Origin of the sequence: Sedimentibacter sp. (assembly GCF_032080165.1) — a bacterium.
Classification (GTDB): Bacteria; Bacillota; Clostridia; order Tissierellales; family Sedimentibacteraceae; genus Sedimentibacter.
Genome location: NZ_DAMASY010000003.1, coordinates 108,293 through 125,929 on the forward strand (window position 1 = coordinate 108,293; position 17,637 = coordinate 125,929).

Sequence of the window (17,637 nt, forward strand, 5' to 3'; positions counted from 1 at the left end):
AAAGGAAGAGAAAAGAGAAGGGAAAATAATTATGAAAAGAGCTATTAATTTAGAAAGTTCATCAAAACAAGTAGTAAGGGTGCTATCTATAGCTGAACAGAGCGTAATAGAAAATAACCCTACAAACAGTAACTATATTCTCATAGATAATTACACAGAACCGCCCGAATTAGACAATCACATGTCGGTTAATTACCCGATGTGGGACAAGGTTAATCAAATCTTTAAATGGGTGCAAATTCAATATCAAAACACGGCAACAGAAGAGTTGCTTGAGATTGAAAATCTCAAAGTAGAAAACAATACACTTAGAAATGAACTACAAACGGCTAATGAAAATATAGACATACTTACTGAAGCCATGGCAGATTTGATTGGAGATGCTCTATAATATGACCGCAATACAAAAGAAAATCTTAATAGCAGGAATTAAAATTAAGCTTGATAGGGATGAAGATTTAGAGACAATATTGTCAACATATGTAAATCTGACTAATGAAAGTAAAGATGAGATAAGAAATCACTTTAGTGAGGATGAGCATGAATAAAAAGAGACTGCTTGACATGACAACAAGTACCGCAGTTTTGAGACAAGCAAAACAAACAGCATATAATATTATAGGGAGTTTATAAGCTCTCTTTTTTGAAGGGAGATGTAATCATTATGGAAAATGTAACAACAGTAAAAGTAAGTATATTAGGAGCTGTAGGAGTAATCGGCAGTATAATAGCAAATGCACTCGGAGGATGGGACATGGCATTAAGGGTATTGGTATTATTTATGGCTGTCGATTATATAACAGGATTGATTGTTGCAGGAGTATTTAAGAAGTCCGGAAAATCCGAAATGGGAGCCCTTGAGAGTAAAGCCGGATTCAAAGGGTTATGTAGAAAAGGAATGATACTTGGCATAGTATTTATTGCAACACAACTTGATTTGTTGTCCGGTACAGAATTGATAAGGGACACTGTCATCATAGGCTATGTTGTAAATGAGGCGGTCAGTATAATAGAAAATGCTGGACTGATGGGGGTGCCAATTCCGGATATAATCAAAAGGGCTTTAGAAATACTTAAGAGTAAAAAAGGTGATAAGAATGATTAAGTTTAAATACAATCCTACAAAAAATCAAAGAACAACAAGCGAGTTCGGCAAGAGAGATTTTGCCGGACTTCAATTTCATTCGGGTATAGATTTTGGGGCAATAACTCCCGGAGTTGAGGGGGACGAGCTATATGCTGTTGCCGATGGTATTGTTAAGGTGTCAAAGGCGGATAGCGGGAACAAAAACATAGGTTATGGTTATTACATAGTTATAGAGCACGAAGGTTATTGTACCTTATATGCACATCTGCAGAAGCTGGAATTGAAAGTAGGAGATAAGGTAAAAGCTGGGCAAATTATAGGGCATATGGGTAACACCGGAGAAAGCACAGCAGCTCATCTGCATTTTGAAGTTAGAAACTGTACGTATAATAATCCGTATTTCTGGTCTAAAGGTACTTATACAGGTCAGTTTATTATGTGTATCAATCCTGTAAGCTATTTCGTAAGGGATATGACCGTACAAGAAGCGGAAAAGATTGTTCAAGAGAGAGTAGGGCTTGATGACAATACGATGCAATATCTTAAATTTTACAGGTATGGGGATACTTTATTGTTAAAGTTGGCAGGGGCTTTAGATAAATAGCGTACAGGGTTTACCCTAATTCCTCTACAGTGTAACTAATAGAATGTATAAACATAGGATAGAGATGTAGGCATAAACAGCTTGTCTACAAATATTATATGAGGTGTAGAAATGAAAAAAATAATTAAATTGATAAATGATGAAGAAATAGAAGAAGAAGTTCAGGAAGAAAATTTTAACTCTGTTAGAAAAGATGAATTAGGTATAACGTCAATTGAAGCGGGTATGTGGCAGTACTATGTTCTTAACACAAGAATGTATAAAGGAATTTTTTTGTTTAAAAAAACCACTAATCCGAATTTGGTTGAAATATATTTTAATGCACGACATTTATTAAATGAGCAGGGGTCTCATTTTTTCAATATATTGCCAGAAGAATGTATACCAAACGAACACAGAACAGCGTTGGGATTTGTAACTTATAAAACTGGAGATGTATCTGAAACAGTTCTTCAATATTTAAATGTTAGTGTTGATGGTGAAGTTGGCATACCGGGAAAACCAGGCGCAGTTATTACAAATTTCGTATTTTATGCTATCTACAATATAGCTTAATAAGATATTTGTATTAAAGTAAAAATATAAAATTCAGGGCAGCCGGACTACCTATAAAAGGTACCGTTTACTGCCTTGTTATTGTGTTACATATCCAGTCAGCTCATGTAACGATTCAAGTATGTTCGTAGGAGGTGGCTGCTCACGAACTGTTGTCAGTTCTGTCTGTATTATATGCTTGTACCGAAAGAGTGTGACTTTATACCCGTCAAAAAAACGTCAAAAATTTATTTCGTTTTATTTGCATTTTGATGTATTTCTATTCTATAGACAAAATCTTAAAAACTTGATAATTGCTCATTTTTCATATTGTACACATATTTTAGTATAATAATTGCAACCATCGTTCATTTGTGCTATAATTAAAAAAAAATACCATGAGGGCAGGTGGTTAAGAATGTCTCATCAAGCCATATACAGAAAATTTCGTCCCCAAATATTTGATGATGTGTTAGGTCAGGAGCACGTTACTAAGACGTTGAAAAATCAGATATTAACGGACAATATTGCCCATGCCTATCTTTTCAGCGGCATCAGAGGAACAGGAAAAACATCGACTGCAAAGATATTCTCAAGAGCAGTAAATTGTACTAACAATCATGACGGTAATCCGTGCAACGAATGTGAAATATGCAAAAGCATATTGGATGAAACAAACATGGATGTTATTGAAATGGATGCTGCTTCGAACAATGGCGTTGATGACATACGTGAGCTGAGAGACAAGGTTAAATTCATGCCTGTTAAGAGCAAGTACAAGGTATACATAATAGACGAGGTTCACATGCTTTCAAAAGGTGCTTTTAATGCACTTCTTAAAACCTTGGAGGAGCCGCCTGAGCATTTATTATTTATACTTGCTACTACAGAGCCCCAAAAAATACCGGCTACAATTTTGTCAAGATGCCAAAGATTTGACTTAAAAAGAATTAAATCCTCGGTAATTGTAGACAATATGATTAAAATATGCAATGAATTAGGCATTAAATATGAAGAAAAAGCATTAAAGCTGATAGCTGCAAATTCAGAAGGTGCAATGAGAGATGCTCAAAGTATACTCGATAGATGTATGTCCTTTAATGAAGAAATAATAGATTATGAAACAGTAATCAATTTGTTGGGTACAGTGAATTATCAGGTAGTGCTTGAGGCAGCTGAATTAATTATAAACAGAGATATAAAAAGTACCATGATATTGGTTGATGACATATTAAATTCCGGCAAGGAAATTTCATTTTTTCTTGATGAATTAATAGTTGCATTTAGAAATTTACTGATAATTAAAACAACTAATTCATCAGATAATTTAATACGTATATCTGAAGATGAAGCTGATGAACTAAAAGGTTTAAGTGATAAAGTATCTGTTGATGCAATAGTTAAATTTATAGAAGAGCTGTCTATTACTCAATTAGAATGCAAAAGGTCATTAAATCCAAGAGTACTTTTAGAAACAAAGCTCATAAAGCTTTTACATTCTATAAACGACACAAGTATTGAAGCGCTTATAGATAGAATTCAGGAGCTTGAAAATAATATAAAAAGCGGTAGCTTTAATACAAGTACTGCAGCGATAAAGGCACCCATAAAAAAACAAGCATATACAGAGCCAAAGCCGTCTTTTGCGGAACCGAGAAAACAAGAGGAATCGTTCAAAAGTGTTAAGCAGGATGAAAATCAACAGGATGCTGAAGATCAAGTACCGATAAAATCATATGAAAATAAAAGCGATGAAGCAATTTATAATGCAATAATAAATGGATGGCAGAATATACTTAAGCAAATAAGAAGTGAAAATGCGGGACTTCAGGCAATTATCAGAGAATCAAAATTAACTGAGGTTATAAACAAGAAAGCAATATTTGAATTTGATCCGAAATTCACTTTTCACATTAATGCGGCAAATCAACCTAAAAACAAGCAGAAATTTAAAGAAGTTTTACAAGGCTTTTTAAATGATGAATGTGAAATTGAATTTATAATAAAAAAAGAAAAAGAAGAAAAACCTATGAAACCAAAGAAAAACATCGAAGATATATATGAAGATTTGAAAAATGAATTTGGTGATATAGTTGAATTTAAGCAGGAGGATTGAAATGAGTAAAGGTAGACGTATGCCGATGGGAATGTCCGGAGGCGGAAATATGAACAATATGATGAAACAGGTTCAGAAAATGCAGAAACAAATGGAAGATATGCAAAAGGAACTTGAACAAAAAGAGGTTGAAGCTACTTCAGGCGGCGGGGCTGTTATGGTTAAGGTAACAGGTAAAAAAGATTTGTTACAAGTTAAAATAGATCCGGAAGTTGTAGATAAGGATGATGTTGAAATGCTTGAAGATATGATAGTTGCTGCTGTCAACGAAGCATTCAGAAAAGCGGATGAAATGATGGAAAATGAAATGAAAAAAGTAACTGGCGGAGTAAATATACCGGGGTTATTCTAATGGAGCAATATACACCGCCAATAACTAAATTGATAGAAGAGCTTGCCAAGCTCCCGGGAATAGGAAGGAAGTCAGCTCAACGTCTTGCTTTTCATATTTTGGACATGAAGGGTAATGATGTGGTTGAGCTTGCAAAAGCAATTGTAAATGCTAAAAAATATACGAAGCATTGCACAACCTGCGGTAATTTAACAGAAGGGGATATTTGCAGCATCTGCGGCAGCTTTAAACGCGACCATTCTACTATCTGTGTAGTGGAGGATGTACGAGATATATCTGCAATGGAACGAACTAAAGAATATAAAGGTGTATACCATGTTCTCCACGGTACGATATCACCCCTTGACGGTATAGGACCTGATGAAATTAATATAAAAAGCTTAATCAGCAGGTTAAATGCAGATGTAGCAGAAGTAATACTTGCAACCAATCCGACCATTGAAGGTGAAGCAACAGCCGTATACATATCACGGCTCATAAAGCCAATGGATATCAAGACAACGCGTATAGCCCACGGTATACCTGTAGGCGGCGACATAGAATACGCAGACGAGGTAACCCTGATGCGTGCAATGGAAGGCAGAAGAGAGATGTAAAGCATACTAAAAGGTTCATATAAACCAGGAGGGTAACATTCTACGGAATATTCTTCTGGTTTTGGTTTTATGTTACTAAATAAATTCTCTTGATAATAAGGGGGAAAAATGAAAAAGTATTCAAATTATATAATAATAGCATTAATAATAATAAATATATTTAACATATTTAAAATAAATAATCTTGAAAGGTCAATGGATAATTATTATCTGCAAATTGTGTCAGGCATAAATAGGAATAATAGTGAAATATCGAATATTTATTCTAATATTGATTCTATTCTTGAAAAACAGAGCAGTTTGCTGGATAGTTATAAAATAGAATTTGGCGAAAGCTTAAATAAGGATAATTTAACAGTACCGGTTAAGTTTACCATTGTTCCTAAAGAATACTCAGAAGGAATTACGGTAAACATTCAGTTAAATGATGAAAGCTTTATATTGAATAAAAAGGTGACATCTTTTGAAACAACTATTGATGTAGATATTTTTGAAGCATTTCAACCAAAAGTAGTTATCAGTCAGAATGAAATTCAAAAAACAGAAAGTTTAGATGAATATTATGATTTATATAATAAATTTCTATTACAATTAGAAGGATCTTATAATGGAAGTACACGGTATAGTAATGGTAAACATATATACAAGGGTGGTAAGATCGAACTTAGAATTACTAATACAAATGATACTATGCCTGAGAAGGTGAGTATTGTATATGATATAAATGGAAGCACATTAAGAGAAGATGAAATTGACATATCAGAATTTAGTAATGAACGTAATGTAACTAATTTTATAAACGCAGATATCATTGATGAAGTTGAGCTAAGTACTAATGAAGTATTAACAGTTTATGCAAATATACAAGATAAATATAGTATTAATTATAAGTACGTAGTTTTACGCAATGAAGTGGATAATAACGGAGAACCTGTTTTCCGCAGACCGGAATGGTCAAACGGCAGTATCACAGAGATAACAAAAAATGGGAAGGTTTTAAATGTACCGAATTATAGATAATATCTTCCTTGGGAACCGTGTACATCATTGAAATAACCCTTTGGTTCGTTGAATTAGAGACAAACTGCATGCAGACTTAAAATATAGGTCTGTCTTTTTATTCTTGACAGTATCGATAATCGATGTTACCCTATAGATATGTAATATCGATTATCGATGTTTGTGAGGTGATTGGATGGCACGGGAAAAATATCAAACCTTAACAGAGCAAATGTTTTATATACTCATTTGTTTAAACCATGAGAGTTGTGGCGTTGATATTATGAAAAAGGTAGAAGAGCTGACAAACGGTAGAGTTATTATCGGACCCGGAACCTTGTACAGCTTATTAGATAACTTTGTAAAAGAAAAAATTATTATTGAGACCAAGATAGAAAACCGAAAGAAAAGCTATGTTATAACAAAGTTTGGTACGGAAATGCTTGAAAAGGAATATGAGCGATTGAATACATTAAAGAAAGATTATGAATCGTTGGTAAAAGGTGGTGGCAGCAATGAAGGGTGCAACTAAAAGAATAATAAATTTTAGATTTGACCGTTATGAAGATACGGAAAATAAATTGGAGAAGTTAGCAGCTAAGGGTCTTTTTCTTGAAGAATGCGGGTCCCTTTTATGGACATTCAGAAGAGGAGAGCCGAAGAAATTAAAATATACAGTGACATATTTTTCCGAGGGGTCTGTTTTTAATCCGGGCATAACCGATAATCAGCAAACATATTTTGATTATGCAAAGGCTGCCGGTTGGAATTTTGTGACTCAATTAAATCAAATGCAAATATTTTGCAGCGAAGCTGACAACCCCATACCATTCGAGACAGATGAGAAAGAGAAATTTAATAATATAAAAAGATGTATGAAAAAGAGTTTTATTCCGTCTATGTTCATGACCATATTAATCCTTGCGTTAAATATGGTTTTGCAATTTAACTCCTTTCAACGGGATCCCATAGATTTTTTGTCAGATACAAGGCGTCTATTTCCTATTTCTATGTTCTTAATGGCGACAATCTATGCGATGTATTCCCTGCTTGATTACTTTGCATGGTGTAAACGTTCGGAGAGGTCAATTGCAAATGGTGGGGGATGCGCTGAGAGCAGCAATATGGTTCATAAAATTGTCGATATAATTTTTACAACTTTTATTTTCGCATTTGCAGGGTACGTTTTGTTTTATATGGCTTTTGAAATGGGCTGGGTTGTCTTGCTTTTCATTGTACAGATGCCAATTCTGACATTTGTATTTTGGGCATCAATTAGATATCTGAAAAGGAAAAAGGTATCGGCTGCAAAAAATAAGATAATATCTGTCACAATGCTTACAATTGTCAGCTTTGCTTATATTGCATTCATCATGATGCTCATTTTGAAATTTGGATTTAATACGGATAATGGCTCGGAATATCGGACTGTTTTATGGCCTGTTAACGCAGCACATAACCGCGAGTATAAATTATACAGTGACAACATTCCACTTAGGTGTGAGGATTTGTACGGCGAAATTGACTATGACTATTATTCTTATGAAGAAAAGAAAGACAGTACATTATTCCTCTCGAAAAAAGTTTACAGTCAGGATTCTCTCCCGGCGAAAAATTCTCCGCCGGAGATAGAATATGAGATTTTAGAGACTCAATTTGATTTCGTTTATAAGTTTTCAAAGGAGCATTTGCTTGAAATACCGGAGTGGAGAGACAACACCAGCTTTGAACCTGTTGATAACAAAGTCTTCGAAACTGTAGAAGCGTATCAGCGGTATTATGATAATAACCCTACAGGTGAGTATATCTTACTTTTTGATAATAAGATTATTGTACTGGACATGGAAAAACCTGCAACAGCAAAACAAGTAGAAGTTATTAAAGAAAAGCTGCAGATTTAATGATAATTAAAAAAAGCTTGCAATATATTTAAAATATTGTATAATAAACAAAAATGAGTATTTCAGCTATGATTAAAGTTACGATTGCTGTATTTCAGAAGAGAGCCGGTGTCTGGTGCAAATCGGTGAAAGACGCAGTCCTTCCACTTTAGGAGCTGCCGGCGATGAGTCGGAGGATGGTAATCTTTAATTTACTTTCGAGTGGTCGGGAAACCGGCAATTTGGGTGGCAACGCGGAATCTTTCGTCCCATTATAATTATTTATTATATGGATGAAGGATTTTTTATTTTATTTATAATTGGAGGGCATATGTTAGATTTAAAATTTGTAAGGGAAAACCCTGAAATAGTGAAGCAAAATATCAAAAATAAATTTCAGGACAGTAAGATTCCATTAGTCGATGAAGTGATTGCCTTGGACATTGAAAACAGAGAAATAAAGCAGCAGGCAGATTCATTGAGAGCGGACAGAAACAAAATATCAAAAGAAATCGGCGGCTTGATGGCAAAGGGCAAAAAAGAAGAGGCCGAGGAATTAAAGAAAAAGGTTACAGAGGAATCAGAGAGACTTGCAGCTCTTGAAGCAAGAGAAGGTGAGCTCGAGGAAAAAATCAAGAAAGTAATGATGACAATTCCGAACATAATTGATCCAAGTGTTCCTTTAGGCAAGGATGACAGTGAAAATGTTGAGGTTCAGCGCTATGGAGAGCCTGTAGTTCCGGATTTTGAAATTCCGTACCACATTGACCTGATGGAAAGGTTCAGCGGAATTGATTTGGAAAGTGCCAGAAAGGTAGCAGGCAACGGCTTCTACTACCTTATGGGAGATATTGCGAGGCTGCACTCGGCAGTTATATCATATGCGAGAGATTTCATGATAGACAGAGGCTTTACATACTGTGTTCCTCCTTTCATGATTCGAAGCGAGGTTGTAACCGGAGTGATGAGCTTTGCGGAAATGGATGCTATGATGTACAAAATTGAGGGAGAGGATTTGTACCTAATCGGAACCAGCGAGCATTCAATGATCGGTAAGTTTATAGATACAATACTAACAGAAGAATCGCTGCCGCATACACTTACAAGCTACTCTCCGTGCTTCAGAAAGGAAAAGGGAGCTCACGGACTTGAGGAAAGAGGAGTTTACAGGATACACCAGTTTGAAAAGCAGGAAATGATTGTTGTATGTAAGCCCGAGGACAGTATGATGTGGTATGAGAAGCTGTGGCAGAATACGGTTGATTTGTTCCGCTCACTGGACATACCTGTGAGAACTCTTGAATGCTGTTCGGGAGACTTAGCAGATTTGAAGGTAAAATCAGTGGACGTTGAAGCATGGTCTCCGAGACAGAAAAAATATTTCGAGGTTGGAAGCTGCTCCAATCTGGGAGATGCTCAGGCAAGGCGTTTAAAAATCCGCGTTGCCGGAGAAGATGGCAAGTACTTTGCTCATACATTGAACAACACTGTCGTGGCTCCTCCGAGAATGCTTATAGCATTTTTAGAAAACAATCTTAATGAAGACGGCACTGTAAATATACCTGCAGCACTTCAGCCATACATGGGTGGAATGAAGATTATGAAATAAAAGTATCTCCCGCCGATATGAAGGCGGGGGATTTTTAAATAAATTAATAAAAACCAATCATGAAAAATGAAGAATTTCAATTACAAACATATTGGAATTTTATGTAATATTGTGGTATGATATATAAACCACTATAAAAACATTATTTATATAAATAAAATAATTTTCAATGAATTTCGCATAAGGAAAATATTTTGTGATGAAAGGTATTTAATAATGATGAAAGTATTGTGCACTTTGACATGTTTATTAATGCTGAGTATTCCCGGATACGGCTATATCGGTCAGGAGGGCTTTTATGGCGAGGTGAAAGAGATTAATGAACAGCATGCACTTGAAACCATGCGTGTGCCGGATGCGGACATTAAGGTCTATACACCTGAGATGAATGCGTTTGAAGTGGGATTAAAGCCTAATGGGATAGTAGTAATTGATTACGTTTCAATAGATGATGAACATTATGGCAGGGGTCTAGAAATAGAAAAAGATACTTTTATTATTAATGTTGAAGGTGAAGAAAATATACCTCATCATTATTCTACAATTGGCGAACTGGAAGATTTATATTCAAATTTCAGACAGGTTGAAATAAAGCCAATAGACTATTATTTCTTCGATAACTATAATAATAAACACACTATAAAAGCATTTGTAGTTATATCAATAAAGTAGAATAGGAGAACTCCATCAATGGTAAATATCATACATATATTTGGTGCATCAGGCAGCGGAACCACTACCCTCGGAAAGGCAATATATGAAAACTATGGACATATACATCTTGATACTGATAATTATTTCTGGGTTCCTACGGATCCACCATATACGACAAAGAGAAATCGTAATGAACGTCAAAGATTGCTGAATAATGATATTAATAAAAACGAAAAGTGTGTGATAAGCGGTTCTTTGTGCGGAAGAGGAGACGGATGGGGTGATATTTTTATTCCATTGTTTGACCTTGTTATATTTATAGATACACCTATGGATGTACGTATAAAACGCTTGGAAGAGCGTGAATTAAATAAATTTGGAAATCGCATACTGCCGGGTGGTGACATGTATGATAATCATACTGCGTTTATCGAATGGGCAAAAACATATGATACCGGAGGACTTGAACAAAGAAGCAGGGTATTACATATGCAGTGGATGGAAAAACTGACGTGTAAAACAGTAACTGTTGACGGAACTCTGTCACCATATCAGATTCTTTTACAAATTGATAAGTTAATCTCAGGATAGTATGGTTCATATATGTATAACTGCAGAAATTACCGGAAATTTTTCAATGATAATATATTTATAAAAATATGGAGGGCAAGATGAAAGTGTTGGGAATTATTTTCAGTTCGAGAAAACATGGTAACTGTGCAAGGTGCACAGAATATTGTTTAAGTGAAATATGTAAAAGCGGATATGAAGTTAAAGCAATAAATACATTTGATTATGAAATTAATGGATGCGGAAATTGTGATTATCAATGCTTTGCAGACGGAGCTTGTTGCATAGAAGATGATATTCCTAAAATATATGATAAATGTTTAAAAGCAGAAAAGATAATATTTGCAATTCCAACCTTCAGCGGACATTTGGCATCTTCATATTTTGAATTTTGGGAAAGAGCACAATCAATATTTAAAAATAATGAAGTTTATGAAAATTCATTTCTGAGAAAAATAAATTTGATAATAATTGGGAACCTTTCATTTGGCGGAGATATGGCACTTCATGAAGCTCTCCACTGTTTTACTAACAGAGAATTTCATCCTGAAGTAGCTTTGCTTTCCTCAAGAGAATATAATAAAAGCTCTATAAAAGGAGATTTAATCGAATCACAAGAAGTTAAGAATAAGCTTAGTATTTTCGCTGAAAAAATAATAAGAATAAGTTGAGGATAATCTTCAAAACCAAATTATGTGAATTATAAAATAAATATGTCAGATTATTTGCAACTTTATTAGTTAATTAATTTTTAAAGACAGAAGAAATTATGATACAACATTATAATTCTTCTGTTTTTTTATGTTTTTATATAATTTTCTGACATAAGTTCATTTGGATAGAATGTTAGTTAAAGGAAATAATAATTACATTCTACAAAAATTTATGTAAAATATTGAGGTAAGGATTATGGATTTAAAAAATATACAACCAGAAAAAGTTTTTCATTGGTTTTATGAATTGAATCAGATTCCAAGATGTTCAGGTGAAGAAAAAGGAGTTAGTGATTTCCTTGTAAGCTTTGCAAGAGAAAGAAACTTAGAAGTATATCAGGATGAAGTTTTTAATGTTATCATAAAAAAACCGGCAACGAAGGGATATGAAAAAAGCGACACTGTAATTATCCAAGGACATATGGATATGGTTTGTATAAAAGGAAAAGGCAGCAATCATGATTTTAAAAAGGATCCAATCGAAATGATTGTAGAGGGAGACATAATGAGAGCTGACAACACTACCTTAGGTGGAGATAATGGTATTGCTGTTGCATATGGTCTCGCAGTATTGGATTCCAAAGACATAAAACATCCTCCTATAGAGGTGTTGGTAACCACCAGCGAGGAAACAGGTATGGATGGAGTGCATGCATTATCAAACGAGCATATATCCGGTAAGATTCTTTTAAATATAGATTCTGAAGAAGAAGGGGTGTTTTTGGTCAGTTGTGCAGGCGGAGCGAATATGTTGACTACATTTAAGCTTGAAAAACAAAAGAAAAGCGGAAATGGACTAAAAATAAAGATTTCCGGATTAAGAGGCGGACACTCGGGCATGGAAATCATTAAGCAGAGAGCAAATGCAATCAAGCTTATGGGAAGAATATTATCAGAGTGTAATAACAATGCTGATATAAGGCTATCTGAAATCCAAGGCGGCACAAAGCATAATGCCATACCAAGTGAGGCAAAGGCAACTATTTTGGCCGATGACTTAAATATGGCAAAGGAATGCATTGATAAGCAGGTTATTAATTTTAAAGAAGAGTATCGTGTGGAAGATAACGGCTTGACAATAGAAGTTGAGGAAATAAAGATAAAAGATGTTTACACGAAAAAATTAAACGATGAATTGATAGATTACATGATGATGGTTCCGGATGGTGTTTATTATATGTCTAAAGACATTGACGGCTTAGTTCAGGCAAGCTTAAATAATGCTGTCATTGAAGAAAAAGATAATAATATTGTGATAACAACATCTGTGCGCTCGGCTTCTGACAGTTCCTTAAGAGAAATTATAAGTGTTCTTTCAATAATTGCAAGAAGAACTAATGCAAAGACAGAAGAAAAAGGTTCATATCCCGCATGGCAGTTTGACCAGAATTCAAAAATTCGTGAGAAAGCTGTTAAAGTATATGGGGAACTATTTGGTAAAGAGGCAGTAGTAAGTGCTATACATGCAGGACTTGAATGTGGTCTGTTAAAAGAAATTTTACCGAATACAGATATGATAAGTTTTGGTCCGAATTTATATGATGTACATACAGAGAAAGAACATTTAAGTATTTCATCTGTAGAGAGGGTTTGGAAATTTCTTATTAAATTGCTTGAAGATTTAAAATAGCTGCTATAGGAGGGTTTTGACATGACAAACGATTCAAAAAGATTATCTAAGCAGGCATATGGCGGAATAAGGGGAGAAGATTATATTCCATTTATACCAACAACTGAAGTAATGCCTGAAGCAACGGGTTATTCAATAATTATGGGTATTTTATTTGCTGTTGTATTTGCTGCGGCTAATACGTATCTTGGGCTTAAGGTAGGACTTACCATATCTGCCGGCATACCCGGTGCGATTCTTGCAACAGGGCTGTTAAAATCAATATTTAGGAGAAACAGCATATTAGAAGCTAACTATGTGGCTTCACTTGCAGCCGTTGGAGAATCCATTGCCGGCGGCATCATATTTGTTTTGCCTGCCATTATTCTGATTGGCTTCAATCTTTCGCTTATTACAGTTGCTTTGGTAACTGTTATTGGCGGAATTATGGGTGTATATTTTATAACTCCCGTAAGAAAATATCTCATTGTGCAGGAACATGGCAATTTGATATATCCTGAATCAATGGCTCAAGCTGAGGTCTTAGTAAATTCAAATCAAGGTGGGCAGGGGTTTAAATCTGTCTTAAAAGGTCTTGGTGCCGGACTCGGATACAAGGTATTATCCGGCGGATTAGGTTTATGGAATGAAACAGCTACATATACCATCGTAGCTTATCAAGGAACTATGATAGGTATTGATACATTAGCGTCACTTTTAGGAGTTGGGTTTATAGTTGGAACAGGCACTTCGATACTAATGTTTGCAGGTTCTGTGGTGGCGTGGCTTGGATTTATTCCACTAATAAAATTTTTTGGCACATATGCTCAGACACCTATATTTCCATCTTCTATGCTGATTTCTGAAATGTCAGCCACTGAGATCTGGTCTAACTATATTAAATACATAGGAGCAGGTGCTGTAGCTATGGGAGGTTTCATATCTTTAGCTAAATCTCTTCCTACTATTATATCATCTTTTAAAGAGGCAATGGGCGGATTTGGCAAGGGTGGTAAAGCTAAAGACAGGATAAATGAAGAAGCACCTATTGTATGGGTTTTGGCCGCAGCTATTTTTGGTTTTTTTCTTACATGGTTTGTACCTTCCATAAAAGTAGGTCCGGTAGGGGCAATCCTTGTGGTATTTTTCTCGTTTTTCTTTGCCGTAGTATCTGCCAGAATGGTTGGAGTAATCGGGGCAAGCAATAATCCTGTTTCAGGTATGACCATTGCAACACTTCTTATTATAGCTTCTGTATATAAAGCTATGGGGGCAGCCGGAACTGAAGGAATGAGAGTTGTTCTTTTAGCTGCAGGCATAGTATGTGTTGCCATAGCAGTGGGCGGCGGAGTAGCTCAATCATTAAAGGCAACGTATATCATAGGCGGCAGTCCGAAGAAAATACAACATGGTATGTTCATTTCTTTAGCTGTTGCATCATTTATGGCAGGTGCTACGGTTCTTCTGTTACATAGTGCTTATGGCATAGGATCAGAACAGGTTACTGCTCCCCAAGCAACACTTATGAGGTTAATCGTAGAAGGTATAATGACTGGCAAACTTCCCTGGACGCTTGTAATTATAGGAGCCGTAATAGCATTGTTTTGCGCACTTGCAGGACTTCCCATATTGGCAGTTGCCTTAGGAATTTACCTTCCTATTACATTAAACAGCGCTATATTTTTTGGGGGTCTTATTCGAAAATTCGTTGAATTAAGATTTAATGCAAATGAAATAGACAAAGACAATGCAGTAGAAAGAGGTACATTAATTGCTTCGGGTCTTGTGGCAGGAGATGCTATTACCGGTATAATAATCGGAGTTTTTGCTGCACTTAATGTTAGTATTGACATACTTTCGGGTGTCATAACAAACGAGCCATTAAGAAATTTAATAAGTATGGGAATATTTGCAGTTCTTGCCGCTTGGCTATACAATTATTCATGCAGAGTTAGAAGGAATGGCTAATGGGTAAAAAAAATAGGTTTAATGATATTGAATACAAACAGGGTAAGGATGAATACAATTTTGTTCTATATGTGCCGGAGATAACACATAATGACTGGCATATTGTTGATGGAAAGGTGTTATTAAATTTTAAGATTAATAATCCAATTACAAAATTTGTGGGTTATATATTAAAAAAAGAACCAAAAAAAGATATGTTGTTTGATAATATGTGTACTTCGGTATGGCTTTTGATAGATGGAGAGAGATCCATATATGAAATAGCAAAAATTCAAAATCATAATAAAGAAGAGTTTAAAGAAGATCTTAGACGGCTCATAGAATTCATTAAATATATATCAAAACAGGGCTGGATTAAATATAAAAGTGTAAAAAAACGTGAAGAAATAAATTCTTTGGACGGACTTAATTATGTCCGTTCGGGAAAGTTAAAAAACATTGACATATGATATATCCTATACTATAATCTATTAGTAAAATTAAATAAAGGGTGATGGAGTTCACCATAATCGCAGTTGCTAATGACTCCTACAGGAACAATAATAGTATTCCTGTAGGGGTTTTTTTATGACTAATAAAGGAGTGATTTTATGGCTGCAAGTTTAGCAGTAATTTTATTATTAGGATTACCGGCAAGAAAAGTATTTGAGAAATTAAAATTACCGGGGTTAATAGGAATGTTAATATTGGGTGTTCTTGTAGGACCGTATGGTTTTAATTTACTCCAAGAGGATATGCTTAAAATATCAGCAGACTTGAGAAGCATTGCCTTGATTATTATTTTGTTAAGAGCAGGATTCGGAATTAACAAGGAGGATCTGAAAAAGATTGGTATTACCGCGCTAAAGATGAGCTGTATACCCGGGTTAACAGAGGGTTTATTTATTGCTTTTGCCTCAGTACATTTTTTAGGATTTACATTTAGTCAAGGGGGAATGTTAGGTTTTATTATTGCTGCCGTTTCGCCTGCTGTTGTAGTACCGTCTATGCTCGAATTAATAGAAAATAACATTGGTACAAAAAAAGGAATACCTGCTTTGATATTGGCAGGTGCATCCATTGATGATGTTTTTGCCATTACAATATTCAGCGTCTTTTTAGGATTATATAGTGGTTCCAATGTTAACATAGGTATACAATTATTAAACATTCCGGTATCAATTTTATTAGGTATTATCGCCGGAGTAATTATCGGACTTGTTCTGATAAAAATTTTTAAAAGATACAGCATCCGTGATACAAAAAAGGTGTTATTAATACTTGGATTTTCCATATTACTTAATCAATTAGAAAGTGCATTAAAGACAAAGCTACAAATTGCCTCGCTGTTGGGAGTAATGACGATTGGATTTATTATTATTGAAAAATTACCGGATGTAGGAAAAAGGTTATCCAATAAGTTCAATAAAATATGGATATTAGCAGAAGTTTTACTGTTTGTATTAGTAGGAGCACTGGTAGATGTAAATATAGCATTAAAAGCGGGTGGAATGGGTATTATCATAATATTAATAGGTTTAGCAGGACGAAGTATAGGGGTAATAATTTCTTTATTAGGCACAAAATACAATTGGAAAGAAAGATTATTTTGTATTATTGCATATTTGCCTAAGGCTACTGTTCAAGCAGCAATGGGAGCAGTTCCATTATCACTGGGAGTAGAGTCGGGAGATATAATTCTGGCTATTGCAGTGCTGTCTATACTAATCACTGCACCGTTAGGTGCAATCGGAATTCATTATTCGGCAGAAAAATTATTAGTGGAAAAAAATTAGTATATGTATTAAAATTAATGAAATTAACTTGTACATTTTGAGAATGGTCTATGATAAGATATAAATGAGAGGTATTGCTATGATTTCTGAGGATAAACTAGTAAAAGCATTAATAAAAGGCAGATATGAATGTTATGTAAAAAAGAGTCCTTCATATAATTCATATGTTAAATCTGAACTGTATGATTGGGATTTCAAAATAGAAATAGATGATTTGATATTTACGGACTCTTACAGGGGTGTTAATCCTTATAGCGGTGTAGAGTATGTATATGAAAAAGGCGGTAATACTCCTGTTTGGTCATGTGATTATGTAGGATACGTAAATCAGGATGCAAAGGTATCATCCGGGGAAATCTATAAATTTCTAAAAGAAGCAAGAGGGAATCATTTATTGAATTGTCAGGATAATTTATTTTCAGATTATACTTATGAAAATGAGATATTTAAATATGAAACCTTTTTTCAAGGTGACGTAAGCTCATTATTACAAATAGAGAATTTTTATTGTATGAGCTTGTTGGTGGCACAACAAATGACTGCAGGCAGATTAAAGAAAAAATAGCAGGAA

Annotated in this window: 20 protein-coding genes and 1 riboswitch; all 20 genes read left to right on the forward strand. The window is 34.7% G+C overall.

Features of this window, described 5'->3' with window-relative positions; translation table 11 throughout:
• Positions 1-31 precede the first annotated feature (31 nt).
• The 20 genes from RT412_RS05185 (at position 32) to RT412_RS05280 (ending at position 17,631) form a co-directional block, all read left to right on the forward strand.
• On the forward strand, positions 32-391 hold the full coding sequence (locus RT412_RS05185) for a hypothetical protein (protein ID WP_313342486.1): 360 nt from the start codon (positions 32-34) through the stop codon (positions 389-391).
• A gap of 1 nt (position 392) precedes the next feature.
• A complete protein-coding gene (locus RT412_RS05190) occupies positions 393-548 on the forward strand; it encodes a hypothetical protein (RefSeq protein WP_313342483.1) in 156 nt (51 codons plus the stop codon).
• A 116-nt stretch (positions 549-664) separates the two neighbouring features.
• Positions 665-1,105: a phage holin family protein gene (locus RT412_RS05195; protein ID WP_313342480.1), complete on the forward strand. Its 441-nt coding sequence runs from the start codon at positions 665-667 to the stop codon at positions 1,103-1,105.
• Entirely contained in the window at positions 1,098-1,691 is a 594-nt protein-coding gene (locus RT412_RS05200) for a M23 family metallopeptidase (protein ID WP_313342477.1), read from the forward strand. Before RT412_RS05195 ends, RT412_RS05200 begins: the two co-directional genes overlap by 8 nt.
• Before the next feature lie 111 nt (positions 1,692-1,802).
• Positions 1,803-2,246, forward strand: coding sequence for a hypothetical protein (locus tag RT412_RS05205; protein WP_313342474.1), 444 nt, complete (start codon positions 1,803-1,805; stop codon positions 2,244-2,246).
• Positions 2,247-2,643: 397 nt separating this feature from the next.
• The gene (dnaX, locus tag RT412_RS05210) at positions 2,644-4,341 is read left to right on the forward strand and encodes a DNA polymerase III subunit gamma/tau (RefSeq protein ID WP_313342473.1); all 1,698 of its coding nucleotides are present in this window, start codon (positions 2,644-2,646) and stop codon (positions 4,339-4,341) included.
• Position 4,342: 1 nt separating this feature from the next.
• Positions 4,343-4,693, forward strand: a complete 351-nt coding sequence (locus tag RT412_RS05215; protein ID WP_313342472.1) for a YbaB/EbfC family nucleoid-associated protein — start codon at positions 4,343-4,345, stop codon at positions 4,691-4,693.
• On the forward strand, positions 4,693-5,289 hold the full coding sequence (recR, locus tag RT412_RS05220) for a recombination mediator RecR (RefSeq protein WP_313342469.1): 597 nt from the start codon (positions 4,693-4,695) through the stop codon (positions 5,287-5,289). Before RT412_RS05215 ends, recR begins: the two co-directional genes overlap by 1 nt.
• A gap of 108 nt (positions 5,290-5,397) precedes the next feature.
• On the forward strand, positions 5,398-6,309 hold the full coding sequence (locus tag RT412_RS05225; RefSeq protein WP_313342467.1) for a hypothetical protein: 912 nt from the start codon (positions 5,398-5,400) through the stop codon (positions 6,307-6,309).
• Positions 6,310-6,484: 175 nt separating this feature from the next.
• Positions 6,485-6,820 carry a PadR family transcriptional regulator gene (locus RT412_RS05230; protein ID WP_313342465.1) on the forward strand — a complete coding sequence of 112 codons (336 nt, stop codon included), beginning with the start codon at positions 6,485-6,487 and terminating at the stop codon, positions 6,818-6,820.
• Positions 6,804-8,189, forward strand: a complete 1,386-nt coding sequence (locus RT412_RS05235; RefSeq protein WP_313342463.1) for a DUF2812 domain-containing protein — start codon at positions 6,804-6,806, stop codon at positions 8,187-8,189. The genes RT412_RS05230 and RT412_RS05235 overlap by 17 nt, the downstream gene beginning before the upstream one ends.
• A 310-nt stretch (positions 8,190-8,499) precedes the next feature.
• Positions 8,500-9,777 carry a serine--tRNA ligase gene (serS, locus tag RT412_RS05240; protein WP_313342460.1) on the forward strand — a complete coding sequence of 426 codons (1,278 nt, stop codon included), beginning with the start codon at positions 8,500-8,502 and terminating at the stop codon, positions 9,775-9,777.
• Positions 9,778-9,993: 216 nt separating this feature from the next.
• Entirely contained in the window at positions 9,994-10,449 is a 456-nt protein-coding gene (locus tag RT412_RS05245; protein ID WP_313371062.1) for a hypothetical protein, read from the forward strand.
• A gap of 18 nt (positions 10,450-10,467) precedes the next feature.
• A complete protein-coding gene (locus tag RT412_RS05250; RefSeq protein ID WP_313342455.1) occupies positions 10,468-11,022 on the forward strand; it encodes an AAA family ATPase in 555 nt (184 codons plus the stop codon).
• 80 nt (positions 11,023-11,102) lie between these two features.
• Entirely contained in the window at positions 11,103-11,672 is a 570-nt protein-coding gene (locus RT412_RS05255) for a flavodoxin family protein (RefSeq protein WP_313342452.1), read from the forward strand.
• A gap of 235 nt (positions 11,673-11,907) precedes the next feature.
• Positions 11,908-13,344 (forward strand): aminoacyl-histidine dipeptidase, encoded by a 1,437-nt coding sequence (locus RT412_RS05260; protein WP_398439023.1) that lies wholly within the window; start codon positions 11,908-11,910, stop codon positions 13,342-13,344.
• A 21-nt stretch (positions 13,345-13,365) separates the two neighbouring features.
• The gene (locus RT412_RS05265) at positions 13,366-15,291 is read left to right on the forward strand and encodes an OPT family oligopeptide transporter (RefSeq protein WP_313342448.1); all 1,926 of its coding nucleotides are present in this window, start codon (positions 13,366-13,368) and stop codon (positions 15,289-15,291) included.
• Entirely contained in the window at positions 15,291-15,740 is a 450-nt protein-coding gene (locus RT412_RS05270) for a PqqD family peptide modification chaperone (RefSeq protein WP_313342446.1), read from the forward strand. The genes RT412_RS05265 and RT412_RS05270 overlap by 1 nt, the downstream gene beginning before the upstream one ends.
• A 31-nt stretch (positions 15,741-15,771) precedes the next feature.
• Positions 15,772-15,829, forward strand: a riboswitch (Fluoride riboswitch).
• 52 nt (positions 15,830-15,881) lie between these two features.
• Entirely contained in the window at positions 15,882-17,066 is a 1,185-nt protein-coding gene (locus RT412_RS05275) for a cation:proton antiporter (RefSeq protein WP_313342443.1), read from the forward strand.
• A 79-nt stretch (positions 17,067-17,145) separates the two neighbouring features.
• A complete protein-coding gene (locus RT412_RS05280; protein ID WP_313342440.1) occupies positions 17,146-17,631 on the forward strand; it encodes a DUF5680 domain-containing protein in 486 nt (161 codons plus the stop codon).
• Positions 17,632-17,637 lie beyond the last annotated feature (6 nt).